The sequence below is a fragment of the Bacillus cereus group sp. MYBK227-1 genome, from assembly GCF_051916325.1.
In the GTDB taxonomy this organism is placed as follows: Bacteria; Bacillota; Bacilli; order Bacillales; family Bacillaceae_G; genus Bacillus_A; species Bacillus_A cereus.
In genome coordinates this window covers 483,230-508,059 of record NZ_JBQAGK010000001.1, presented here as the reverse complement: position 1 = coordinate 508,059, position 24,830 = coordinate 483,230, and the positions used below count along the sequence as shown (strand labels likewise).

Below are 24,830 nucleotides of genomic sequence, written 5' to 3'. Positions count from 1 at the left end.
TTTATCTCATTCAATTACTTCCCACCAAACATCTTCTCCAAAGACTTTGCATTGGCAAACAATACTTCTTTCAAGTTATCGTCAGCAACGATTTTATAGTCGCCATCTTTGTCTTTCTTTAAGTTCAATGTAACTTCGCGAGTTGCCATTGCTGCATCTTTATCCGTTAAGTTTTTGATGATAGTTGCGGTCATTGTTTTTTCGATTGCTTTTTCAGATTGTTCTTTGTCTTCACTAAATGCGCTAGCGAAGGCCATTGGCATAACTTCTCCCACTGCTTTTGTTACAGCAACGGATAGATCAGCAGATGTAATTTTCACTTTCACTTCTGCTTTGTCATCCTTTTTCGATACTTCTTCTAGCTTTTCAAATTTAAAGTTCTTTATAATTGCACTTAGCATTGCTTTTGCCTCAGCATCATCTGTTTTTTCATTTAGTTTATTAAATTCCTTGTCACTCTCAACAAATGTACGAGCTTTTTCTATATCACCTTTTTGTATCGCTGTTAAAAATTCTTCTGTAGTATCTTTCGGATTTGCACACCCTGCTAAAACACCTGCTGTTAATCCTACTACCATCATTAATAGCAATAATTTCTTTATCTTTTGCACGCTCATTCTCCTCTTATCTTTTCTAGTAAGTCAGCATCATACAATATTATGAAACTGACATTACAAACATTTTTTAGTATAGCATTTATATGATTCGTTTTCTATTAATTCCCAAAAGATAAAGGGCCTTGCAGCATTCCTACAAGGCCCTCTTCTATCAATCTGTATCCGTAGCACAAATGAACCACATTTTCTGTTCCCTACTATCTAACACCATCCAAGTAACATCCCACGCAACATCGTAAAACCAATCTGTCCAAGGGCGATAGCTTTCGAACACTTTAATATCTTCGTATCAATCTTGGAACATATATTGACATACATTGACTGCTAATTGTTTTGCGATAACTGGTCGTTCCTTAAACCCTTCATATGCTCCGCCCCACAAAATTTGCGCAGCAATGCTACCATCAAGCATAACTGCCAGCTGCTCTTTAAAACGAAACTTATATTTGTCTGATGTATGTATTTTTAACTCTTCTAAGTTATTGATTATGTCTAAAGAGTTGAAGATTCTTCTAAAGAAGTGCTCATGTCCATCTTTCGAATGTGGTATTTCTTTAAAAAAATTTTCGTTATGCACTTTAAAACAGCTTATTATTGTTCCACCAATTAAGTTTTGTTCCTTAAACGTGTTTATAAGTTGCTCAACAGATGAGTCATTCGTGTCTATTTTTTCAAACGTTCCCTCTTTCCATCTCATAACGCCCACTACTCTCTATTAAAAATTTGTTTCTTCATTATAAATAGCAAAATAAAAACCAGCAACTTTAAGGTTGCTGGCTTAGCTCTTATTCATATTCGAAAAAACAATAACAACTGCTCCAAACAAATAATGCCCTACTACCATCCACATACTCCAATCAAAAATCATAAACGATAACCAAAGCGATATATTAATAGCAGTAAATAATAAATATAAAATGAAATCTCTCTTTTGCATTGCTCCTCTATTCATCAAAATGTAAACGGCACCGATAGGAGGAAAAGACAAATATTTTTCTTAACGACCACGAATACTAAATTACTGTCTACAAAAGATTCTCCTTTTCATCACAATACCTGCTTCGACATCGGCCTCACTACCCTATATTCATCACTATAAGCTTCCTTTATGATTAAAGGCGGGTAATCACTTTTTTCTTCCTCAATCATTGTGAATACTTCTGTTTTCTCTTGTAATGTATTAGATTCTTTATTTTTAGTAGGTTTTTTACTTGTTTTAATTTCCTTTGTTACTTCGCCAAGTTTTTGCCCAACTTCTTCTATTTTGGCAGATTCATTCGTAACATAGTATTCTTGTTCGTCCCATACTAACATAGGTGGCACTTGTTCTCGTTTGTTACATATTATATAAGTAGTACTAGCTACAAGTAGTAGACAAGTTAATAAATAGAAGATAGTTTTTTTATTCATATACTACACTCCTTATCTATCATTTCATTGGATTATATAATATAAGTTATTTATAGTAAATGGATTTAGTGGTAATTTTTAGGTTGAACAATAAAGAAAAAACCTTACCGAAGTAAGGTTTCGTTTTTACATTCTATAGTGACCGACTTATTAAAACAATCATTACAATAATCGCTATAAACATAACAACTAAACAGCCGATCATTTTATAAAATCCTCGTTTCGTTAACGTCCCGCCTTGAACGTCTTTACGAATAAATAAGAATACTGCTAAAAATAATACAAGCCCAATGCCAAAAGCATACATCATTTGCATATGTTAATCTTCCTTTCTCTCTTCCATCTTAATATCTTTTTGCCAAAACAACAAATGAGATAAAGACGGTACTCATTGTAAGTGCCATAAGTATATTCAATAATATAGAAGAAACTTTTTTCAATTTCAGCACGTCTATTTTGAAGCGAAACACGGAACACTGTAAATAACTGTTACTATATCTCCTCACTTCTTTTTTTAAAATTTAATATCTCCATATTTGTTTTATCCTTTTAAAACATTTCATTTATTTCTTTATTTCACGAAATACGTTATTTGTTTTACGGTGTTTTTCGTCATATTTATAGAAACTAACTGTTTATGGAGCATTTTTTATGTTTAGCAACTTTTTTTGTAGAAATCCTTCACTTTCCTTTCAATATTTAACACTATCTAAATAAAGTTTACGATAAATTCATAATTTTTTATTTTTTATACTATATTCCGTTATATTGTTGTATAATATCTATGAAAGCGCTTATTATTTCAATATACATAATTCAAACTAATTTTATCGAAACATTCTAACTATTATACCTATATTTAAATGCAACAATTATAGCTATTAGTATAGGCATACCAAATATATCCACCCCATTTTTCTGTAAAATTACTTTATAACATGAAAGATTAACTTGGGTGATAAGTTATTGTGAATGTTTTTTTACAAAACAGATAAGTAATAGTGTTTGGTATTATGTAAATTATTGTAATAACATAAGAGTAAAGAAAACATTTACATTGATTATTGATTTATTACTTATTGAAAAAGAGCAAAATGCACCTTTGTATGGAAAAGGATTATATGCATTGGGAGGTTTAAACAAATGACGAGGAAGAATACAACGACAAACCCTTGGGCCAAGTTCCACGGTCCGAACCTTGGTTATGTTATTGAGCAGTATGATCTTTACGTAACTGGAGCAGGTTCTGTTGATCCGGAATTACAAGAGCTTTTTGAAATTTTTGGAGCTCCTTCGTTTCAAGATGATGTCGTAACAGGGGACAACACAGCAACACATTTTTCTCCTCAAAACACAGGTAACATTGAAAAAATTCTTAAAGTCGTTCAACTTGTTGAGCAGATTCGTTCTTTCGGGCACACGTTGGCTCACATCAACCCGATGGAAGATGCTGCAAATGGACAATCTCTTCTTGAGAAAGCAATGAGCGAACTGAGCGATGCTGACTTGAAAGCGATTCCAGCGAAAACAGTATGGCAAGATGCACCAGAAGGTATTCACACTGCACTTGATGTAATTCATAGATTAAAAGACGTTTATACAAAATCTTTAGCTTATGAATTTTCTCATATACAAGATAGTGAAGAACGCGCGTGGTTGCATCAAATGGTGGAATCAAATTCATTGCGTCAACCACTATCAAATAAAAAACGAACTGCTCTTTTAAAACGTTTAACAGCTGTTGAAGGTTTCGAGCAATTCTTGCATAAAACATTCGTTGGGCAAAAACGTTTCTCTATCGAGGGCGTTGATATGCTTGTACCTGTTTTAGATGAAATTGTTCTAGAAGGTGCTAAAAACGGCGTTGAGGATGTCATGATTGGTATGGCTCACCGCGGTCGCCTAAGCGTACTTGCTCACGTATTAGAAAAACCATATAGCCACATGTTTGCTGAGTTCAAACATGCAAAAATAGAAGGCGCAGTGGCTAATTCTGGCTGGACTGGCGATGTGAAATACCACCTAGGTAGAGAACAAGTCGTTAGTAACGAAGAAGTTAGCACTCGCGTGACATTAGCAAATAACCCGAGTCATCTTGAGTTCGTGAATCCTGTAGTAGAAGGTTTTGCACGTGCTGCTCAAGAGAATCGTAAAAAATCTGGTCTTCCAGATCAAGATACTTCAAAATCATTCGTAATTTTAGTTCATGGTGATGCTGCATTCCCTGGTCAAGGTATTGTATCTGAGACACTCAACTTAAGCAGATTGAACGCGTATCAAACAGGCGGAACGATTCATGTTATCGCAAACAATGCAGTTGGTTTTACGACTGATAGCTATGATTCTCGTTCTACGAAATATTCTAGTGACCTTGCAAAAGGTTTCGATATTCCGATTGTTCACGTGAACGCTGATGATCCGGAAGCTTGTCTTGCAGCTGCTAACCTTGCGATTCAATATCGCATGTTGTTCAAAAAAGATTTCTTAATCGATTTAATTGGTTACCGCCGCTACGGTCATAACGAAATGGATGATCCAGCAGTTACGCAACCACAAGTGTACAAAAAAATTAAAAACCATCCAACTGTAAGGGCAATTTATGCAGATCAATTACAAGCTGCTGGTGTTCTAAATGCAGATGAGGTTGAAACAATTACACAGTTTACACAAGAGCAATTAAAATCCGACTATGCACAAGTACCAACAGCTGATACGAGCGACGCAACAATTCACGTTAAAGTACCAGATGTTGTTGCAAAAGGTATTCAACCAATTGATACTGGTGTTGAGATTGACTCACTTCGTGCAATTAATGAAGGTCTACTATCTTGGCCAGAAGGATTTAACGTATATCCGAAAGTGAAGAAAATTCTTGAGCGCCGTAAAGATGCTCTTGAAGAGAACGGTAAAATTGAATGGGCACTTGCTGAATCGTTAGCATTCGCTTCTATTTTACAAGAAGGTACGCCAATTCGTTTAACTGGTCAAGATTCACAGCGTGGTACATTCGCACACCGTCATATCGTATTACACGATACTGATACAAATGAAACATATTCACCGTTACATCGCTTACCAAACATTAATGCATCGTTCTCTGTTCATAACAGTCCGTTATCAGAGGCTGCTGTTGTTGGTTACGAATATGGTTATAACGTATTCGCTCCAGAAACTCTTGTTATGTGGGAAGCGCAATATGGTGACTTCTCAAATACTGCGCAAGCATTATTTGATCAATACGTTTCAGCTGGAAGAGCAAAATGGGGTCAAAAATCAGGCTTAGTTCTTCTATTACCACACGGTTATGAAGGTCAAGGACCAGAGCACTCTAGTGCACGTCCTGAGCGTTTCTTACAGTTAGCTGCTGAGAATAACTGGACAGTTGCAAACTTAACGAGCGCGGCTCAATACTTCCATATCCTGCGTCGTCAAGCATCTATCTTAGGAACAGAAGCTGTTCGACCATTAGTATTGATGACGCCGAAGAGTTTATTACGTCACCCACTTACGCTTTCAACTGCTAGTCAGTTAAGCGAAGGACGTTTCCAACCTGCTTTAGAACAAGAAAACCTTGGCATGAAACCAAATAAAGTAAAACGTCTTGTTTTAAGCACAGGTAAAATGGCGATTGACTTAGCAGCAGAAATCGAGTCGGGTAAACATGAGTACAACTTAGACGAAGTTCATGTCGTTCGTATTGAGCAATTGTACCCATTCCCTGCTGAGAAAGTTCAATCTATTATTAAACGCTTTAAAAACTTAGAAGAAATCATTTGGGTTCAAGAAGAACCTCGTAATATGGGCGCATGGCATTACATGGCTCCAATTCTGTTCGAACTTGCTGGAGATAAAGTGAAAACAGGCTACATTGGACGTCCTGATCGCTCTAGTCCATCTGGCGGCGATCCATTCGCTCACAAAGCTGAGCAAGAGCTAATTGTTGCACATGCTTTAGATGTGAAGTATAACTTCCGTCAAGATAAACAAGAAATTGAAGTTTACAGCAACTAAAAAGTAACAATGAAGGTTTCTAGCTTGTTCCTTGGGCAGAATATCTGCCCAAGGCCAGGCTAACAAATGGAGATTACCGAAGACAAAAGAAGAAAAAACACACCGTTAGGCAAATAAGGGGAGGACATTTAAAATGATCGAAATTAAAGTACCTGAGCTTGCAGAATCTATTACTGAAGGAACTATTTCACAATGGCTTATCAACGTAGGCGACAAAGTTGAGAAAGGTGGCAGCGTTGTTGAGCTTGAAACTGATAAAGTCAATGTAGAAATCATTGCAGAAGATTCAGGTATTGTATCGAAGTTACTAGGCGAACCTGGGGATACAGTTGAAGTTGGCGCAACTATCGCAATTTTAGATGCTAATGGAGCACCAGTTGCAGTAAGTACACCTGCACCGGCTGCTGAGCAACCAAAACAAGAAACAGCTGAAGCACCGAAAGCTGCGGCACCAAGTGCTGAGCAAACTGCAACACTACAAGGGTTACCAAATACAAACCGTCCTATCGCATCACCAGCTGCTAGAAAGATGGCTCGTGAATTAGGAATCGACTTAAACGACGTACGTAGTACAGATCCACTTGGACGCGTGAGACCACATGATGTACAAGCTCATGCTGCAGCACCAAAAGAAGCACCAGCTGCTCCAAAGAGTCCAGCTCCTGCTCCAGTTGCAAAAACGGAATTCGAAAAACCAGTTGAGCGCGTGAAAATGTCCCGCCGCCGTCAAACAATTGCAAAACGTCTTGTAGAAGTTCAACAAACATCTGCAATGTTAACAACATTTAACGAAGTTGATATGAGTGCGATCATGGAATTACGTAAAGAACGCAAAGATGCTTTCGAGAAAAAACATGATGTACGTCTTGGCTTCATGTCATTCTTCACAAAAGCAGTTGTTGCAGCATTAAAACAATTCCCATTATTAAATGCTGAAATTCAAGGTGACGAGCTTATCATTAAAAAATTCTATGATATCGGTATTGCAGTAGCAGCTCCAGATGGATTAGTTGTTCCAGTTGTACGCGATGCTAACCAATTAAACTTCGCTGAAATCGAAAGCGAAATTCGTGAATTAGGTAAAAAAGCACGCGATAACAAACTTTCATTAAAAGAACTACAAGGTGGTACATTTACAATTACAAACGGTGGTGTATTCGGTTCTCTAATGTCAACACCGATCCTAAATAGCCCTCAAGTTGGTATTTTAGGAATGCATAAAATCCAAGTGCGCCCAGTTGCAATTGATAACGAGCGTATGGAAAACCGCCCAATGATGTACATTGCTTTATCTTACGATCACCGTATTGTTGATGGTAAAGAAGCAGTTAGCTTCCTTGTTGCTGTTAAAGATATGCTTGAAGATCCAAAGTCATTATTATTAGAAGGTTGATAGATTAAAAATCTATTAAAGGCTGTAGAATGAATCATTCTACAGCCTTTTTTTATTGTGTTCATACGGGACAAATTTCATGACATAAAGTAATAATGTATGCCTAAACGTAAGGAGGATTAAAATGAATAACCTTCCAATTCATGCAAAACTTAAAGTAAATAAGGATACTTTCTTCCTTCCCGATTCAAACGGGGGTGTCTATTTTCGAAATAACGCCAGTTCATTTCGCATGGACGGTGATGGAATTTATGACTGGATTGAAAAATTAATGCCAATGTTTAACGGAAATTATTCTTTAGCAGAAATAACTGATGGACTCCCTCTCCCCTATCAAAATCGTGTATTTGAAATTGGAGAGATTTTATATGAAAATGGTTTCGTTCGCGATGTAAATCAAGATGCACCTCATGAATTAAACAGTACATTACTCGACAGATATGCTTCGCAAATTGAATTTTTAGAAGCCGATTCTCATTCAGGTGCTTTAAAATTCGAAACGTACCGCGGAGCAAATGTCCTTGTACTTGGTTCTGGGGATATGCTCACTTCCTTAGTTTCTTCTTTATTAGAATCTGGTTTACCTACATTTCATTACCTCGTTACAGATCGAGATGAAACAAACTATGACAGAATACATGAGCTAATAGAACGTGCATATGAAGTTGATAACAGTGTACTCCTTCAAGAAATCGATACTACAATTGACCGTCCCTTACATGAAGTATTCGAACCTTTTGATTGGATTTTATATGTTTCTCAAAACGGAGACATTGACGGTTTAAAAACAGTTCACACTATTTGTAGAGAAACGAAAAAGAATTTTATACCAGCTATTTGTTTATCAACACTCGGTATAGCTGGACCTGTCGTAATGGAAAACCGTGATGAATGCTGGGAATCCGCATGGCATCGGCTACATGAAACGACTTTGCAAAATGAAAATTCATCGGATTCCTTCTCACAAATTACATCTGCCATGTTAGCAAATGTAATCGTTTTTGAATTGTTTAAACATGTCGCGGATGATTCTTATCGTGAAAAAGAAGCACAGTTCTTTTTATTAAACTATGAAACACTTGAAGGAACGTGGCATCCTTTTATAAAACACCCTCTTGCAACTGATGAAAGTTTTACAATTGATACGATAGAAAATCTTTCTGAAAAACTTGAGCATCGGTATGGCCAACATACTTCAACTGATATATTCCGCTTTTTCGACTCATTAACTTCTAAAGAAGCCGGTATATTCCATGTATGGGATGAACAAGATTCATATCAATTACCGTTATCACAGTGCTATATTCAAGTAGCCACTCCACTATCAGATGGCCCAGCTCCCCTTCTGCCTCTTATGACTTGCAGTGGATTGACTCATAATGAAGCACGCCGAGAAGCCGGTTTAACAGGAATTGAAACATATGTAGCAGAAATCATTCACCGCCTTATTCCTGAACATAACGATATCGGTATCGGTGCTGGAGAAACGATGACAGAAGGATTTTACCGGGCACTACAACAACATTTAAACAATAAACTGTATGAGCGGCAGTCACATATGCTAGAAGAACTTACAACGATTGATTTAACTGATATTCACGATAAACATTGTAGATTTTATTACGATGCTCTTGCTACAATTCATGAAACACCTAAAATTGCAATGAGTGAAGAGATTCTCAGTTTTCCAGTCATTTGGGTTGGTATAAATGATAGATGGTACGGTGCATCTAATATTAATATGACGTTAGCCTTACGGAACGCACTACAACTATCACTGCTCCACATTCAAAGTGAAGAGACTCCTTACAGAGCTAATATCTTGCCTGAATCATCTATTATTTTATATGACACGGATTCTTTTAGAGTGGAAATACAAGCGGAAGAAGAAATTCCAAGTGTGCAATCTTTACAGCTTGCCTTACAGCATTTAGAAGAACATAATTTTTATCCCTTCGTGTTTGATTTAGCAATCGAACCATTTTTGAAAGAAAACTTAGACGGTGTGTATGGGGTATTAATTGCAAAGGAGGACGGTCTATGACTCAAAATATATTGCTTATAGGAGATGGCCTTCTTGCAGACTATGTACATGATCAATTATGCAAACAATATTCCATCATTCGTCAGCATACCCTTCCAGAAGTACTTCCTGAAAATATTCATCTCGCTCTCGTATTACATGACGGATCTCCTTCTACTATTCATCATGACGCTGAGCTAATTTTTCGGTCAAATCATATTCCATGGCTACGTGGTTTTACTTCATTTGGCGAAGGTATTATCGGTCCTTACATTCATCCTCTTACGCCCGGATGTTCCCATTGTTCTGATGGACGCCGTTTTATCGCTGGCTTTGACCAAAAAGAAATGTGGGAACTACAGCGGAAATATGCCTTTAAAGCAGATGATGTAACGAGGCGTGATGTACGTGCCACCCAAAATGGAATGTTACAAATGTGCCATCTTATTTGCGCAGAAACAGAAAAAATATTAACTCATAACCATTCTTCTTTAGAAAATGAACTTATTTTACTAAACTTACAAACATTACAATGTACGCGGCATTCTTTTCTTCCAGATCCTCTCTGTCCTGTATGTAGTAATTTACCTAATGATACTGCGGATGCGGCGGAAATTTCTTTACAACCGAGTTTAAAAGTAAGCACCGAAACGTATCGCTGCCGTTCCATTCATGAATTAAACACATTTTTAACGAGAGACTATTTAGATTATCGGGTCGGTATGTTGAACGGCAAAATGCAGCATTCATTATTACCATTCGCTGACGTCATTATAAACATGCCATTAATGTTCGGAAATGAAGGTGTTGCAGGCCGAACTCATTCATTTGCAGTGAGTGAAGCAACTGCTATTTTAGAAGGTTTAGAACGATATTGCGGGATGTCGCCTCGCGGGAAAAAGACAAATGTGCATGGTAGTTTTCATGATTTAGAAGAACACGCACTAAATCCCCTCTCGCTCGGTGTACATACAAATGAACATTACAATCGTGATAATTTTCCATTTAAACCGTTTGATCCTGATTATGAGCAAAACTGGGTATGGGGATATTCTTTATCACAAAACAGACCGCTTTTAGTTCCTGAATCAATTGCTTATTATAGCCTCGGTCATCGAGACGCTTTCGTATATGAAACATCAAATGGATGTGCAATTGGCGGTAGTTTAGAAGAAGCGATTTTTCACGGCATTTTAGAAATTGTAGAGCGTGATGCCTTCTTACTCACTTGGTATGCAGAATTACCTCTTCCCCGCCTTGATCTGAGTTCAGCAAATGATACAGAATTACAATTAATGATTCAGCGGTTACGTACGATTACCGGATATGAATTACACGCTTTTAACGCGACGATGGAACACGGCATCCCTAGCTTATGGGTAATTGCAAAAAATACGCGTGAAAATGGAATGAACGTTGTTTGTGCAGGAGGCGCTCATTTAGATCCTATTCGAGCTTTAAAAAGTGCCATTCAAGAAATAGCAGGCATGTTACTTATAACAGACGATGAGCTCGAGCACAAAAGAGAATACTACGAAAAATGCTTACAAGATCCTTATTTCGTTAATAAAATGGAAGACCATAGTATGCTGTACGGATTGAAAGAAACGGAAGAACGTCTTCACTTCCTTTTACGAGAAGATGCACCGGTGCAAACGTTCCAAGAAATGAATGTATCACAATCATTTGATATGGATTTAACATCCGATCTCCACCAACTTTTAAATCGTTTGCATCAATCTGACCTTGAAGTAATCGTTGTAGATCAAACCGTTCCCCTTATAGAGAAGAACGGACTACACTGTGTAAAAGTTATTATTCCAGGTATGTTACCAATGACGTTCGGACACCATCTTACTCGGGTTACAGGACTGGACCGGGTATATACCGTACCGATGACACTTGGATATACAGACGAACCTTTAACAAATGAAAGATTAAATCCACATCCGCACCCGTTTCCATAGTAAAGGAGGGATTTCATGCAGCTAGATACTTTTTTACATCATCTCCATTTCTCTATCGATGAAATTATGCCGAATCATGAGGTGGACTGGAAAGACGCACCGCTTCCTTATAAATTATATCGAAATGTACCTACCATCCCGCTCTCCTTAGAAATCCCGTTATCTTTATCGAACTCTTCTACTACACCTACTCTAAATGAGATTGGTCACTACCTTTGGTATTCATTTGGTGTAACACAATTATGTCAGCTAAATAGCGAGAGAAATGTATTACGTAGATCCATTCCTTCAGGCGGTGCTTTATATCCGAATGAATTGTATATCTATTTAAAGATTGACGATTATCCAGACGGCATTTACCATTATGACGCCGCGCATCACCGGCTTATTTTACTTCGCGAAGGAAATTTCGATTCTTATTTAGCAGACGCACTCGGTAATCGCTGTAATATACAGGATTGTTTCGGTGCCGCATTCGTATCCACTATGTTTTGGAAAAACTTCTTTAAATACAATAACTTTTCATATCGCCTTCAAGGATTAGATAGCGGGGTTCTCATTGGACAATTACTTGAATGTGCCAAACAGTTCGGTTATACGAACGGCGTATACTTTCAATTTCTAGACCGTGCACTGAACCATTTACTCGGATTGTCAGAAGGTGAAGAAAGTGTGTATGCCGTTATTCCTTTAAGTACAGAGCCAGAAACTAATTGGTTTCACAATGATTACCATGAAAATAAAACAGTTACTTCTCATGAGTTGTTGCAACAAATTCCGCCGCTCGCACATGAACATTTCGTTCGCTCAAAACATGTAGATGAATATCCGATGATAACAAAAATAAATGAAGCTTCTATGATCGAATCGACAGCACACTTCCAAACACTAGCTCATGAAGAGCACTATCAATATCATGAGCATGCTGTACAACTGCCGAAAGTAGAGCGTTTATCTTATGATTTCTTGCAACTTTGCAGAAAACGGTATTCCCCTGATGCTGACTTTACTTTAACGAAATGGGATGCAGCCGAGCTCGCTACTTTACTACAAGAAGCGACCCTCTCCCTCCCTTATTCCAACGACCTTGATGGTAAGTATATAAATGAAAATGCGCGCGTCTCATTATATGGATGTTTCTATAATGTAAAAGATATAAAAAACGGCGCTTACACTTATAACAGTAAAACGCATTCCATACAACCACTTCGATATGGGGACCTTCGTTATCCTCTTCAATCCAGTATGACGATGGATAACGTAAACCTTTTTCAAGTATCACTTTGCCTACATGTAGTCGGAAAGAAAGATTATTATACAAATGCATTAGGCTATAGAGGGTACCGTATTCATCAAATGGAAGCAGGTATACTTGTTCATAAACTCGTTTTTGCAGCGACCGCGATGGGGATGGGCGGGCATCCTTTACTTAGTTTTGATACAAATTCATGTGATCAATTGTACGGAATAGATGCTGGGAATGAAACATCTCTTATTCAAGTTCCAGTTGGGGCATATCGGGCGCGGAATTGGTTAAAAGGGGCTTTGCATAGTTAAAAGCACGCCGATGGACGGCGTGCTTTTTTACTAGATTAACTTAAAAATACTCTTAATTTGTCTAGCAAATAACCAATTTTTCGTACCGTAGTTATCATTTAAACTATCTAAATTGATAGATTGTCCGTTAGCAAACTTTAATTCTAACGTAGTATTTTTGTCATTTGTTTTTAAGTTACTATTTGTAATGGCATCATACTTTAATTTTTCAATCTCAACATATTCGTCTTTTTCTTGTCCAATCACGACATGGTCTTGGAAGAAGAAAAATACTTCTACTTTTTTACCGAAACAAAATACATTTTTCGTATAAATTAATGTCGCGTTATCAAGTCCGACACATACTTCTTTCATTTCTTCCACAACGTGTCCAAAGTCTTCTTCATGTCTTGCATTTGATTCAGCAATCCATTCTTCGATTGTTTTCATGTTAATTGCCATACTGCGCCCCCTGGTTCGTTCATTGCTTCGTTTAAAAAATAAATACTATATGAAAATATAAGCGATACGTAATATGTTTTCAAGGGGAAACGGTATATTCAAAATAAAGTGAAACTTTATTTACTCCCTCATTGTAAAAAAAATAGCACTTTAAAAAGTGCTATTCTGCTCTCCTTGCCGCTTGCTGTATTGGATCCCAAACGCTGTTATATGGTGGTGCATAACTTAAGTCGACATCTTCTAAATCATGAATGCTCATTTTATTGAAAAGTGCCATCGCGATCACATCAATCCGTTTATCTACGCCTTCTTCTCCAATTACTTGCCCGCCCAATAATTGTTTCGTATCGGAACGGTATAGTAATTTCAAGTAAAGTGGTTTCGCCTTTGGATAATAGCCCGCCATATTAGTCGAATCTACTTTGACTGTTTTATACGGGATGTGTAGCCCTTTCGCTTCTTTTTCATTTAATCCTGTTCTTGCAAGCGTCAAATCCATAAATTTAATAATACCTGTACCTAACGTACCTTTAAAGGCTCTTCGTTTATCAAGCATATTCAGTCCAGCAAGTCGCCCTTGTTTATTGGCAGTCGTTCCGAGCGGGATATGATCATGAATTTCCTTTATAACGTGGTAATGCGTTGCGCAATCACCAGCTGCATATACGTCTTGCACATTCGTTTGCATATATGCATTTACTTCAATTGCCCCTTTATGATTCTTACGTATATTTGTCCCTTCAAGAAAATCAGTATTTGGCTTCACTCCTACCGACACTAAAACAAGATCTGCTTTATACGTACCTTTATCCGTTTCGATTGCTTCTACTCGTTCATTCCCTTTAAACGCTTTTACATTTTCATTCGTTAAAATTTCAATATGATGTTTATCTGCTTCTTTATGTATGTACTCTGCCATATCTGCATCATAAATCGTACCGATATGATCATTTCGCTCAATCATTCTTACTTTCTTACCAAGTTCGACGAATGTTTCTGCCATCTCAAGTCCGATTGCGCCACCGCCAATAATCGTTACATCTTCAACTTTATTCGTTTCTAGCGTTTTTAATATGCGCTCAGCATCAGGAATTGTTTTTAAAAGATGAACGCCTTGTAATTCCCGTCCTTCCCATTCTGGCATAACAGGACGCACTCCAGTCGCAATTAATAATCGATCGTACGGAAATTCAAAGACATCTTTCGTCTTCGTATGCTCTGCGTACACCATTTTCTTTTCCGTATCTACTTTCGTTACTTCATGACGCACTTTCGCATCAATTCCATATTTCTCACGAAACGTCTTTACGTTACGCGCGATTAACTTTTCAGTTGAAGCGATAGCACCACTAATGACATACGGTAATCCACACTGAGCGTATGAATAAATTTCACCTTTTTCTAAAGTTACAACATTTGCATTTTCATCGTTTCTAACAATTTGCATCGCTGCACTCATACCAGCTGCATCTCCGCCAATAATGACATAGTTCACTTTACCACTCCTTCTTTTTTACATACTCTTTACGTTTTCCATATTTTATAGAAATAACACCTACTTCCATTGTAAAGAAAGAGAATTTCATCTTCAAATTTTGTGCACAAACCTATGCTTGAATAGGTAACTGTCGTGTCTTATAAACAATATGTTTAATATGCTATAACAGTAACAATTGAAAGTAGGTGAAACATACATGTGCGCCGGCCTTCTCGCTCAAACTCCAGAGGAACCGAAAGAACCAAAACCCGCCTTGTCGCTTGATCAAGAATTCTCTATTAACGCAACCATCTATAGTGCTCGTGCTTGGTTATCTAATGATGAGACTTTCCCACAAACGATTTGGAAAGGCTCTCGCTTCGCTTCAGCATCACACGCTGGCAAGTCCATCTTACCAATCGGCACTGTAAAAATTTTGAACTTATCTGATGATACAATAACAGTTACTGCATCATCAGAATCAGATGATAATCTCAAAATAGTCGTACCCCCTCATTCTGAAGGTGTTTTAACATCTAATGGTTTATCTGATGTGCAAGCAAGTACATCAGGAGGAGCAAGTAAAGTCACATTTCTCTTTCATATCTTTTTCTCAAGGGATCCTGGTTCAGATAAAAAACCATAAAAAGGTACAGTTATGCACTGTACCTTTTTTCCTGTGTTCTATTCTCTTGATTTGATTAGTTCAATATTATAAGTTTCGATATCTGTTAACTTTCCTTTAAAATAAGGATTTTCTCTATACCAAGACTGTTTTGCAAAATACGCTTGCATATCTTTCGTTTGAAAAATATGTCCATGCCTTGCATATATTTCATTTCTAGCAATTTTCAACTGCTCTTTCGATAAATATGTTAAATCTGCGCTCGTTAATTTTCGAATATCACTATCAGGAAAGATGAAACCATTATATACATACCCAGTCGCGGGCGTTGGAGTAACATTATAAACAACTGTTTTTTCTGTACTTTTCTTTTGGAATGGAAGATTATAAGACGAAAGTGCCGTTACCGTCTCTACTTGTGTCGTTTCCCGTCCGCTTTCTCCATTTCGTTCTAAATAAATCGTCGCACTTCCATCAGTCGCTACTGGCCCCCATGTAATTTCTTCTCCTGCCAGCGCTGTAACCGGTTTTTGATTTACGTACAATGTTGCACCCGGCGCGTTCGTTTGAACTGTAATATATTGACCTTGCAACGTTAAATCTATCGTTACGTTATTTTGGCTCTGTTTCATAAGTACAACCTTTTCCTCACGAGATAATTTTACATAGTCATTTTTATAATCTGATTGAAACACTTGATTTCCCGGAAGAAATGGCCCATATTGCTTCTCAAACTTTTTGTCATCTGTCTTATCAATTTCTTTTCCGTTCATTTTTAACGATACGCCTTTTTCATTTGTAAGCAAAGTTGTATAGTACGTCTTCGCTTTCAATTTATATCGATCAAATATAAAGAAATACTTTCCGTCTTTCGTTAATGAAAAATCAGCTCTTTCTATTCCGTCCCGTTGTTTTTCACCTTGTCTCAAATATCCTTTTAATTCATTTACGTAAGATGGATTTTCTTTTATATATGAAAATAGGGGCGTTACACTCTCTCTTGTTATCATAACCGATGGATCATCTGCCGTAACGATCTCAGCTAATTTCTCTCCGTCTTGCTCTTGTAAAATCGTAATCATCCGGTCTACTTGTGCCAGCTGCGTATAATACGACGATCCGTACAAATACAATCCAATAATCACTATAACAAATAGCGCTAACAGTGTAATGCCAACTTTTGCACCACCGCTCATGTTCTTCTTTACTACAGGACGTCCCCTCTTCGACCCGCAGTTTTGACAAAATTGCACACCATCTTCAAACTGAGCTCCGCACTTTGTACATACATTCATTCAGTCAACCACCTTTTCATTAGAAGCCAGTTATTCCCTTTGTTAAGGCTTGAATTATCGTACTAATGTAAGACCAAAGTACAATGAACGTTGCAATTCCAATTAAAACATTTGCAATAATAAGTGTGTAAACGAGATCTAATCCGCCATTGTCTAGCTTTAATACGGCTACAGTTATACTAATCCCTATATAAGTTGCAGCTACGGATAATAATATAGGTAAGAAAAAGATTAATAAGAAACTAAAAAGAAAAGAAAGGACTAATATGACAATAGTCGGCGTCGCTATCGTTCCCCATATACCAAATACTTCAAGAAACGAAAAAGACGATTTCATCATCTTACCACTTACAAAAATAATAAATCCGACAAATAAAGTTAAAATTAATAAAAAGAAAAAGACCGTTATAGATTCTCCAAAAAACGTGGGAGTAGATATATCTGGTGCAAATGTTCTCGTAACTGCTGATGCTGCACTCATCATTCTATAAAAAATACATGCTCCTAAAAAACAAATAAGAACAAGACTTACAATTCCATTTCGCACTTCAATAGCGCCGCTTTTCATAATCGCTGTCGGTGCTTGTAATGCATGTTTAAAAAATTGAAAATAGCCGCTCGCGAACCGCTTCGCTTGTTCTACCGTTTCATTTGGACGCGTTTCCTTTTCTTGTGCCGCGCGCGCTTGTTCCGGCCCTTCTTCTTGGCCACTACTTGCCACTACTTCTTCCGTTAACGAATGTCCACAATTCCCGCAAAACTTTGCCTCCGCTGCATTTTCTGTATGACATGACGGACATTTCATTCTCTTATCCCTCCTTAAGCATATACCTTATAGGGTGTTACAAGTTCAATATATGACTTTGGACATAAAACATGACTACAAGAAAAAGATTCTGAAATCCTTCTTCCGAAAGAAAATATATGTGCTAGTAATCTTGAAAAAAAATGCTATTATGAAACAGAATAAATAATATTTTTAACAGATTGGATGACTGGCAATGGAATTGGTAAACTCAATTTTTCAAATACTCCTTACAAGCGTAATCCAATTATTATCTTTAATTGGCGTTATCATTGTAATTGGATTTCTATTAGGCTATTTAGAATCTCTCACACGCATGTATTGGTCGAGAGCTTTTGGAAGAAAAGGATTCCTATTAACGGCTTGGATCGGTGTTCCGATTCACGAACTTGGACATGCCATTATGTGCGTACTGTTCCGTCATAAAATTGTAGCAACGCAGTTCTTCCCGACAGATACAAGTCAAGGGGCTTTAGGTTACGTACAACATCAATACAATCAAAAAAGTGTGTATCAACGGATTGGGAATTTCTTCATCGGCATTGGGCCTATTATTTCTGGTATTACTGCACTAATCCTTTTAATGCGCTATTTCGTACCAGAATCATATTTTTTATTTAATACAACTCTCGAAAAAACGATTGCTTCTACTTCTATTAATGTAGAAATGATTCAAAACATGCTCTTGTCGACGTTTGTATTATTGAAAAGCTTATTTACAATCGGCAATTTATTGAATCCTTCCTTTTGGTTATTTTTATTTATCGCCATTTGCATTTCCGCACATATCGCTTTAAGTAAACCAGACATTAAAGGATCAATAGACGGAGTTATCGTCATGTTTATCGTTTTATTTTTATTCAACATCATAGCGGGACTGTTTCAATACGACAGTAACCAGCTACTTGGGCAGGTTATGAAATATAATATGTATCTCATTGCTTTTTCTAGTGTAGCACTGCTTTTCTCTTGTATTTCTACACTTGTTAGTTTTTCGTTTTATAAAATAAGAAGAAGACGTTCTTTTTGAACGCCCTCTTCTTATTAATTATTCCCCTTATAATCACAATGTTCAACCGGAACACAAGCATGCCCTTCTTCATCGGTACACCATGACTGTGATTGGAATGCAAGAAAGATACCAATCCATTCTTCTTCCTTTTCAAAGTGAATGAGTATCCCTCCATCTTGCCATATTCCATCATCACCTTGCCATTTTTCTACATTCCCTTGATTCATATGAATATCATGTATACCGTTTCCTGGTTTGAAATGAAAATAGGAATCTGGTGTATTTTCTTCTGGTCCCCATCTTTCACCAAATGCGTAAATAATTGCTTTTTCTTCTATCGCTCGTTTTATATAACGTTCTATTTTTTCATTTAAATCATTATCTGCTCCTGCTTTTTCGGGAGGTAAAGGAATCATTTGATTTGAGTCAAATAGATTTCCTCTTATATAATCTAAAGCTACTTTCGGTTCATTGTTTTTTATTTCTGTAAAACCGAATGGTAATGTCGGTAAAATATGAATCGCCTCTGACTTAATATTGTTACTCGCAAAATATAAAACTTCTGATGGATAACTTTGTGACTTTACGTTAATTGCAATACGATAATCTACTCCTGTCTCGCCCTGTAAATGAACTTGATAATGAGGTGTTTTCCCTTTTCCAATCTCTGATTGTATAACTGTACCTTTTAACACACCGTAGTTTTTTAGGGTCATACATTTCATCTCCTATTCATCTAGTAGAAGCTATTCATATTTAAATCATTATCCACTCATAAAAAAAATCCTCCTATATTAGGAGGATTTTTAATTTCTCAACATATACCAAACAATAACCTCTACCACTACAAGCAAAACCGCACCAAAAATCATTAACGTCGTCTTCTTTAATAGTTCATTTTCACGGTAAGGGATATTACATAAGTAAGCACCTAGTGTAATCCGTGATGGACAAGCGATTGTCGCTACTGATGATGCGGTGTTTTGAAGTGTTGTGACATATTGCCACGGGAGTGCTACGTTTTGTGCGGTTTGCATTTGTAGTTTTATAAACATTGCATTTGATCCTGCGTTACTACCTGTTAAAAATCCACCAATAGCGCCAATAAACGGCGCAACGAAAACGAAAAATGTTCCAAATGTATCACCAGCTGTCTTTGCGAGTAATGAATGCATGCCTGATGCACCCATTAGTTCTGAAATGGCGATAAACATTGTCGTCGTAATCGCAAAAGGAATCCATTGTTTGATCGTTTGTGAGAGTGATTGTTTAATAATATTAGACGGGATGCGGAAGAAAATAATAGTAAATAAGCAAGTCATACCGAGCCAAAATCCTGGTGAATATAGTAACTCTAGTTTGTAAGAGTATGATTTCAAATCAAGAACCGCATATGATCTGAACAAATCATGTAATGCTGGAACGAGGCGAGAAAGTAAAATACAAACTGTTAGAAATATATAAGGGCTAATAATTTTTATAATGGATACTTCTCTCTCCGTTGCAGCCGCATGCTCTGTTATAAGATTTTGCCCACTTTTTCCTTTTAATTTAATGATAAAAAAGCCAAATGTAATCGTAACGATAGAACTTAATATCCCGGCTAGTTCAACACTTACGTATGCATTAGAAAGATAGATTCCGAGAGAAAATAATAGAAAGAATCCTACTCCTTCTTTCCACTTTTCTATAACCGCTTGCCAGCCGCCAACAACGTGTAAAGAAAGAATAACGAAGTAAGCAAACATCGGAATACTTAGTAGCGCTGTATTTGTGCCAAGTGTTGTAAGAGGCATATTTATTAGCTGCGAACCGATAATCGTACCAGTTGCCATTGCGCCCCATGAACTAGCTAGTAAGCCGATGAATGAGAGTAGTACAGCTTGAAATGGTTTATATCCTAGTGAAAGAAAAATAGGTGCTGCAACCATGAAGCCGATACCGAATCCACTTACTGATTCAATAAGCGGGCAAATGCCAAAACACATAAGCAGCATTTGTAATAAGCGATCTTGCGTCACTGCTTCTAGAAAACGTGCCACTTGATCGATGTACCCCATTTTGTTCATGAGGTGAAATAAAAAAATACCGAAAAATAAAACGTACCCGACAATAAAACAAATTAACCATCCTTTAATCGTTGCGTGTACAGTTTCACTTATCCCTAATCGAAACGTTGGCGAGAGTAAAACGATTCCAACAGACACAGCATAAGAAATTAACGAAGACCTTAATGACGTTTGTTTAAATAAAAATAAACAAATGAAAATCATCATAATTGGGATAAGTGCCAACAATATGGCCATGTTATCATCTCATTTCGTTTAAAATACAATTTTTAACTATTATATAACAGATACTATAATTTTCAATTGTTTTTAAAACAGATTCAAAAAAGGAACCAAACGGCTCCTTTTCATTCACTCCCATTTTCTATTATCCTGAAAAACTGTCTGCTTTCCAACTATTTCTTTCAACACAACAAACACAATGTAAGTACATATTGCTTGCAATATAATATTCCAAAATTTCATTAATGTAAATGAATGAATCCGTAGAAATAATTCGTTTAATAATACAATCGAAACGATACTAAATAATTCTATACTAATCGAAAATAGACATATTTCTAAAATAGACTGTTCTTGAATGCGATTTAAGTTGGAAAAGATGAATACATACCCTAAAAATAGAGCCATTAACTCTATTTTCGTCATGCTAATGAGCCAAGCGTATAACGGTACAGTTAAAAATAGATATAGTAATTTACGTCTTAGCATGCCTTCTCCCCCTCTAATTTATATGTATTTTCTGTATATTTTAACATTTATTACGCAAAACAAAAAGAAGAGACTATGCCTCTTCTTTTTGTTTTGTTGCATATATTAATTCACATATTTCTTCTCGCTTTTCATTTTCTAAAAGCTCAATGACCTTACTTCCAACGACAACTCCGTCGCATATTGTAACCATTTCTTCTACATGTTCTTTTGTTGAGATGCCGAATCCAGCGACTACTGGTAAGTTGACGTGTGATTTTACTTTTTCTAAGTAACTATGAATCTCCTCTTTAAAGTTTTGACGTACTCCCGTTACGCCCGCTACTGTAACAGCATAAACGAACCCTTTTGATTCACTCGTAATTTTTTCAATTCTTTCAATAGGACTCGTTACGGTAACCAGTGGGATGAGCGCAATGTTTACCTCTCGAAGTAACGGCGCAATAATATTTTGTTCTTCATACGGTAAGTCTGGAACGATGATGCCGTCTACACCTGCTTCTATACAGTTCTCAATGAATCTCTCTTTTCCGAATGCAAGTACCGGATTTAAATATGTCATAAGAACAAAAGGCATTTGTACTTCTTTCCTTACCTCTGCTAACGCTTGAAAAATGCCTTTTAATGTTACGCCGCTATCTAGCGCTCGTTTCCCTGCTCTTTGAATCGTTGGGCCATCTGCAACTGGATCTGAAAACGGAATACCAATTTCAACGATGCTTGCTCCTGCTTCATCAAGAAAACGAATTCTTTCTTTTAATTTTTCAAGGCCACCATCTCCGCCCATTACGTACGGAATAAATGCTTTCTTGCCATTTTCAAACGCTGCTTTAATTTTTTCTACTCCCATTTTTTACACCTCTTCCATATAACGTTTTATACTCTCTACATCTTTATCACCGCGGCCAGATAAACAAATGACAAGCCCTTCATCTTTCTTCATTTGCGGCGCTAATTTTAATGCGTATGCGACAGCATGCGAGCTTTCTAACGCCGGGATAATGCCTTCTTTTTTCGTTAATAATTGAAATGCTTCTAATGCTTCTTCGTCTGTTATCGAATGATAGGAAACGCGGCCAATATCTTTTAGCAAGCTATGTTCTGGACCAACACCTGGATAATCAAGTCCTGCTGAAATAGAGTGTGCTTCTTGAATTTGTCCTTCTTCGTTTTGCAGAAGATACATCATTGATCCGTGGAGAACGCCAACGCTTCCTTTCGTTAAAGTTGCTGCATGCTTTTCTGTATGAACGCCTTTTCCAGCTGCTTCTACGCCGTAAAGAGCAACTTCTTCATCGTGTACGAACGGATAAAACATCCCCATCGCATTACTACCACCGCCAATACAAGCAACGACTGCTTCTGGTAACTTTCCTTCTAACGCCTCATATTGTTTTTTCGTTTCATTTCCAATTACACTTTGGAAATCACGGACAATTTGCGGGAATGGATGTGGTCCGAGAACAGATCCCATAATGTAGTGCGTATCATGCACATGTGAAACCCAGTAACGAAGCGCCTCGTTTACCGCATCTTTTAATGTACCGCTACCTGCCGCTACACTTTCTACTTTCGCTCCGAGTAATTCCATTCGGAACACATTTAATTTTTGACGTCTTACATCTTCTTCTCCCATAAAAATGACGCATTCTAATCCGAGAAGAGCACATACAGTAGCTGTTGCAACTCCGTGTTGTCCAGCTCCTGTTTCAGCGACAACTTTTTTCTTGCCCATTCGCACTGCAAGTAGTGCCTGACCGATTGTATTGTTAATTTTATGAGCTCCTGTATGATTCAAATCTTCACGTTTTAAATAAATCTTTGCACCACCGCAATACTTCGTCATATTTTCAGCATAATATAGCGGTGTTTCTCTTCCGACGTACGTTTTTAAATAATGATTTAATTCCTTTTGAAATGCTTCATCTTGCATCGCTTCTTTATATGCTTCTTCTAGTTCTAGTACAGATTGCATTAACGTTTCTGGAACATATCGTCCTCCGTATATACCGTAATGTCCTTTTTCATCTGGATATGCGTAGTTCATTTGGAACACTCCTTCGCTTTTATAATAAATTGTTTTATTTTCTCTACATCTTTCTTTCCTTCTGTCTCTACTCCACTGCTCACATCGACCATGTATGGCCGAACAGTTCGAATTGCTTCTTCTATATTAAGAGCGTTTAATCCACCAGCTAATATCATTTTCTTTCGCAATTCTTTTGGCATATGCCCAAGTAGTTCCCATGAAAATGTCTTTCCATTTCCTCCATGAAACTTTTCTTTCGGGCTATCAAATAATATATAATCCGTTTCATACCTTTGAGCGTTTTCCATATCACTCTCTGAAGTTACTCCCAGCGATTTTATAGACGGAATATTCAATCTTCTAATTTGATAATTGTCTTCATCCCCATGTAGTTGTACATGTGTTAACCCGCACTCATCTGCAATTTTCTGGATCACTTCTACTGATTCATTTACGAAAACACCGATTTTTAACACGTTGGCTGGAAGCTCCTGAATGATTTCTTTCGCTCTCTTTGGAGTGATTTTCCGTTTACTTTCTGCAAAAACAAATCCGAGTGCATCTGCTCCGTATTCACACACACTTTTCGCTGTTTCCACATCAGTGATGCCGCAAATTTTCACTTTCATATATTCACCTTACAATCTTCAAAAAAACTACTAATAGAAGATGATGTCATAAGCGCCTCTCCAACTAATACACCTTTGGCTCCAGCTCTTTTAACACGAATAATATCCTCTTTTGAATGAATGCCACTTTCACTAATCCAAAGTAGTTTCTCCTCATTCAATCTTTTTCCAAGCTTTTCAGTTTGGCTTAAATCTACTTCGAACGTTTTTAAATTACGATTATTAATGCCAATAACGTGCGGATTTAATACAATCGCAGTTTCTAATTCCTGTTCATCATGAACTTCAACAATCGCTTCCAATCCTTTTTCTAACACGTAGCTATACAACTCTTTTAACTTCTCTTTCGTTAACGCTGCTACGATTAGTAAAATAATATCTGCTCCCGCTTCATACGCTCTATCGATTTGAGTCTTATCGATTATGAAATCTTTACATAAAAGCGGAATGTTACTTTCTTCTCTTGCTGTTTGTAAATCGTGAAACGATCCTTTAAAAAATTGACCATCTGTTAAAACAGATACTGCTCCTGCACCACATTTCTCATATGTTCCCACTTGTTTTCGTACGTCAACGTGTAAATTGATATCTCCTTTTGATGGTGATGCTCGCTTTACTTCTGCAATGACAGTAAACTGCTGTAACGCTTCTACAAGTGAATGTGTCTTTCTTTTTGTTTTTACTGGTGTATATATTTCATATAACTCCGCAACTTCCTTTTTCTTCTGTTCTACAATTTTATCTAAAATCGTCCCCACT

Annotated in this window: 21 protein-coding genes and 3 pseudogenes; 7 read left to right on the top strand and 17 right to left on the bottom strand. The window is 37.0% G+C overall.

What is annotated here, in order from left to right:
* Positions 1–14: 14 nt before the first annotated feature.
* From ACTFRM_RS02770 to ACTFRM_RS02745, 6 genes and pseudogenes are all read right to left on the bottom strand, one after another.
* Positions 15–611: a hypothetical protein gene (locus ACTFRM_RS02770; RefSeq protein WP_071741053.1), complete on the bottom strand. Its 597-nt coding sequence runs from the start codon at positions 609–611 to the stop codon at positions 15–17.
* Between the two features lie 157 nt (positions 612–768).
* Positions 769–1,314: pseudogene (locus ACTFRM_RS02765) on the bottom strand (hypothetical protein).
* 81 nt (positions 1,315–1,395) lie between these two features.
* A pseudogene (locus tag ACTFRM_RS02760) lies at positions 1,396–1,609 on the bottom strand (hypothetical protein).
* A gap of 55 nt (positions 1,610–1,664) precedes the next feature.
* Positions 1,665–2,027 (bottom strand): hypothetical protein, encoded by a 363-nt coding sequence (locus ACTFRM_RS02755; protein ID WP_440043085.1) that lies wholly within the window; start codon positions 2,025–2,027, stop codon positions 1,665–1,667.
* 133 nt (positions 2,028–2,160) lie between these two features.
* Entirely contained in the window at positions 2,161–2,343 is a 183-nt protein-coding gene (locus ACTFRM_RS02750) for a DUF3976 domain-containing protein (RefSeq protein WP_001178303.1), read from the bottom strand.
* A 28-nt stretch (positions 2,344–2,371) separates the two neighbouring features.
* Positions 2,372–2,449, bottom strand: a pseudogene (locus ACTFRM_RS02745) (permease); the annotation flags it as partial.
* Positions 2,450–3,170: 721 nt separating this feature from the next.
* Here ACTFRM_RS02745 and odhA point away from each other — a divergent pair.
* The 5 genes from odhA (at position 3,171) to ACTFRM_RS02720 (ending at position 12,978) form a co-directional block, all read left to right on the top strand.
* Positions 3,171–6,038 (top strand): 2-oxoglutarate dehydrogenase E1 component, encoded by a 2,868-nt coding sequence (odhA, locus tag ACTFRM_RS02740; protein WP_440043084.1) that lies wholly within the window; start codon positions 3,171–3,173, stop codon positions 6,036–6,038.
* A 133-nt stretch (positions 6,039–6,171) separates the two neighbouring features.
* Positions 6,172–7,431 (top strand): 2-oxoglutarate dehydrogenase complex dihydrolipoyllysine-residue succinyltransferase, encoded by a 1,260-nt coding sequence (gene odhB, locus ACTFRM_RS02735; RefSeq protein ID WP_000569896.1) that lies wholly within the window; start codon positions 6,172–6,174, stop codon positions 7,429–7,431.
* 124 nt (positions 7,432–7,555) lie between these two features.
* Positions 7,556–9,475: a putative thiazole-containing bacteriocin maturation protein gene (locus tag ACTFRM_RS02730; protein ID WP_440043083.1), complete on the top strand. Its 1,920-nt coding sequence runs from the start codon at positions 7,556–7,558 to the stop codon at positions 9,473–9,475.
* Entirely contained in the window at positions 9,472–11,421 is a 1,950-nt protein-coding gene (locus ACTFRM_RS02725; RefSeq protein WP_000192985.1) for a TOMM precursor leader peptide-binding protein, read from the top strand. The genes ACTFRM_RS02730 and ACTFRM_RS02725 overlap by 4 nt, the downstream gene beginning before the upstream one ends.
* Before the next feature lie 15 nt (positions 11,422–11,436).
* Complete coding sequence (locus tag ACTFRM_RS02720) at positions 11,437–12,978, top strand: SagB family peptide dehydrogenase (RefSeq protein WP_001175548.1); 1,542 nt, start codon at positions 11,437–11,439, stop codon at positions 12,976–12,978.
* Between the two features lie 30 nt (positions 12,979–13,008).
* On the opposite strand, the gene ACTFRM_RS02715 is transcribed toward ACTFRM_RS02720, so the two are convergent.
* A complete protein-coding gene (locus tag ACTFRM_RS02715; protein ID WP_000996782.1) occupies positions 13,009–13,419 on the bottom strand; it encodes a DUF3908 family protein in 411 nt (136 codons plus the stop codon).
* A gap of 160 nt (positions 13,420–13,579) precedes the next feature.
* A complete protein-coding gene (locus ACTFRM_RS02710) occupies positions 13,580–14,914 on the bottom strand; it encodes an FAD-dependent oxidoreductase (protein WP_001110228.1) in 1,335 nt (444 codons plus the stop codon).
* A 199-nt stretch (positions 14,915–15,113) separates the two neighbouring features.
* Here ACTFRM_RS02710 and ACTFRM_RS02705 point away from each other — a divergent pair, with 199 nt between their 5' ends.
* Entirely contained in the window at positions 15,114–15,542 is a 429-nt protein-coding gene (locus ACTFRM_RS02705) for a hypothetical protein (protein WP_000332414.1), read from the top strand.
* 38 nt (positions 15,543–15,580) lie between these two features.
* Here ACTFRM_RS02705 and ACTFRM_RS02700 read toward each other — a convergent pair whose 3' ends face one another.
* Both ACTFRM_RS02700 and ACTFRM_RS02695 read right to left on the bottom strand, forming a co-directional pair.
* Entirely contained in the window at positions 15,581–16,816 is a 1,236-nt protein-coding gene (locus ACTFRM_RS02700; protein ID WP_001099905.1) for a TcaA 3rd/4th domain-containing protein, read from the bottom strand.
* Between the two features lie 19 nt (positions 16,817–16,835).
* Positions 16,836–17,621 carry a zinc ribbon domain-containing protein gene (locus ACTFRM_RS02695; protein WP_000650094.1) on the bottom strand — a complete coding sequence of 262 codons (786 nt, stop codon included), beginning with the start codon at positions 17,619–17,621 and terminating at the stop codon, positions 16,836–16,838.
* 196 nt (positions 17,622–17,817) lie between these two features.
* On the opposite strand from ACTFRM_RS02695, the gene ACTFRM_RS02690 reads away from it, so the two are divergent.
* Positions 17,818–18,651 carry a hypothetical protein gene (locus ACTFRM_RS02690; RefSeq protein WP_440043082.1) on the top strand — a complete coding sequence of 278 codons (834 nt, stop codon included), beginning with the start codon at positions 17,818–17,820 and terminating at the stop codon, positions 18,649–18,651.
* 14 nt (positions 18,652–18,665) lie between these two features.
* On the opposite strand, the gene ACTFRM_RS02685 is transcribed toward ACTFRM_RS02690, so the two are convergent.
* The 7 genes from ACTFRM_RS02685 to trpC form a co-directional block, all read right to left on the bottom strand.
* Positions 18,666–19,349, bottom strand: a complete 684-nt coding sequence (locus tag ACTFRM_RS02685; protein ID WP_440043081.1) for a DUF2278 family protein — start codon at positions 19,347–19,349, stop codon at positions 18,666–18,668.
* Positions 19,350–19,439: 90 nt separating this feature from the next.
* Entirely contained in the window at positions 19,440–20,939 is a 1,500-nt protein-coding gene (locus ACTFRM_RS02680) for an L-lactate permease (RefSeq protein ID WP_440043080.1), read from the bottom strand.
* A gap of 114 nt (positions 20,940–21,053) precedes the next feature.
* Entirely contained in the window at positions 21,054–21,413 is a 360-nt protein-coding gene (locus ACTFRM_RS02675; protein ID WP_000946131.1) for a DUF4029 domain-containing protein, read from the bottom strand.
* Positions 21,414–21,486: 73 nt separating this feature from the next.
* Positions 21,487–22,263, bottom strand: coding sequence for a tryptophan synthase subunit alpha (gene trpA / locus ACTFRM_RS02670; RefSeq protein ID WP_016124291.1), 777 nt, complete (start codon positions 22,261–22,263; stop codon positions 21,487–21,489).
* Between the two features lie 3 nt (positions 22,264–22,266).
* On the bottom strand, positions 22,267–23,460 hold the full coding sequence (trpB, locus tag ACTFRM_RS02665) for a tryptophan synthase subunit beta (protein WP_016124290.1): 1,194 nt from the start codon (positions 23,458–23,460) through the stop codon (positions 22,267–22,269).
* Complete coding sequence (locus ACTFRM_RS02660; RefSeq protein WP_060852300.1) at positions 23,457–24,071, bottom strand: phosphoribosylanthranilate isomerase; 615 nt, start codon at positions 24,069–24,071, stop codon at positions 23,457–23,459. Before ACTFRM_RS02660 ends, trpB begins: the two co-directional genes overlap by 4 nt.
* Positions 24,068–24,829 carry an indole-3-glycerol phosphate synthase TrpC gene (gene trpC / locus ACTFRM_RS02655; RefSeq protein ID WP_127063869.1) on the bottom strand — a complete coding sequence of 254 codons (762 nt, stop codon included), beginning with the start codon at positions 24,827–24,829 and terminating at the stop codon, positions 24,068–24,070. Before trpC ends, ACTFRM_RS02660 begins: the two co-directional genes overlap by 4 nt.
* Between the last annotated feature and the right edge of the window lies 1 nt (position 24,830).

What these genes read in the sequence shown, in the direction of transcription:
- odhA (WP_440043084.1), top strand. Translation starts at nt 3,171, where the DNA reads ATGACGAGGAAGAATACAACGACAAACCCTTGGGCCAAGTTCCACGGT.
- trpA (WP_016124291.1), bottom strand. Translation starts at nt 22,263, where the DNA reads ATGGGAGTAGAAAAAATTAAAGCAGCGTTTGAAAATGGCAAGAAAGCA.
- ACTFRM_RS02695 (WP_000650094.1), bottom strand. Translation starts at nt 17,621, where the DNA reads ATGAAATGTCCGTCATGTCATACAGAAAATGCAGCGGAGGCAAAGTTT.
- ACTFRM_RS02720 (WP_001175548.1), top strand. Translation starts at nt 11,437, where the DNA reads ATGCAGCTAGATACTTTTTTACATCATCTCCATTTCTCTATCGATGAA.
- ACTFRM_RS02700 (WP_001099905.1), bottom strand. Translation starts at nt 16,816, where the DNA reads ATGAATGTATGTACAAAGTGCGGAGCTCAGTTTGAAGATGGTGTGCAA.
- ACTFRM_RS02750 (WP_001178303.1), bottom strand. Translation starts at nt 2,343, where the DNA reads ATGCAAATGATGTATGCTTTTGGCATTGGGCTTGTATTATTTTTAGCA.
- ACTFRM_RS02725 (WP_000192985.1), top strand. Translation starts at nt 9,472, where the DNA reads ATGACTCAAAATATATTGCTTATAGGAGATGGCCTTCTTGCAGACTAT.
- ACTFRM_RS02755 (WP_440043085.1), bottom strand. Translation starts at nt 2,027, where the DNA reads ATGAATAAAAAAACTATCTTCTATTTATTAACTTGTCTACTACTTGTA.
- ACTFRM_RS02690 (WP_440043082.1), top strand. Translation starts at nt 17,818, where the DNA reads ATGGAATTGGTAAACTCAATTTTTCAAATACTCCTTACAAGCGTAATC.
- ACTFRM_RS02730 (WP_440043083.1), top strand. Translation starts at nt 7,556, where the DNA reads ATGAATAACCTTCCAATTCATGCAAAACTTAAAGTAAATAAGGATACT.
- ACTFRM_RS02685 (WP_440043081.1), bottom strand. Translation starts at nt 19,349, where the DNA reads ATGACCCTAAAAAACTACGGTGTGTTAAAAGGTACAGTTATACAATCA.
- ACTFRM_RS02660 (WP_060852300.1), bottom strand. Translation starts at nt 24,071, where the DNA reads ATGAAAGTGAAAATTTGCGGCATCACTGATGTGGAAACAGCGAAAAGT.
- ACTFRM_RS02705 (WP_000332414.1), top strand. Translation starts at nt 15,114, where the DNA reads ATGTGCGCCGGCCTTCTCGCTCAAACTCCAGAGGAACCGAAAGAACCA.
- ACTFRM_RS02715 (WP_000996782.1), bottom strand. Translation starts at nt 13,419, where the DNA reads ATGGCAATTAACATGAAAACAATCGAAGAATGGATTGCTGAATCAAAT.
- trpB (WP_016124290.1), bottom strand. Translation starts at nt 23,460, where the DNA reads ATGAACTACGCATATCCAGATGAAAAAGGACATTACGGTATATACGGA.
- ACTFRM_RS02675 (WP_000946131.1), bottom strand. Translation starts at nt 21,413, where the DNA reads ATGCTAAGACGTAAATTACTATATCTATTTTTAACTGTACCGTTATAC.
- odhB (WP_000569896.1), top strand. Translation starts at nt 6,172, where the DNA reads ATGATCGAAATTAAAGTACCTGAGCTTGCAGAATCTATTACTGAAGGA.
- ACTFRM_RS02680 (WP_440043080.1), bottom strand. Translation starts at nt 20,939, where the DNA reads ATGGCCATATTGTTGGCACTTATCCCAATTATGATGATTTTCATTTGT.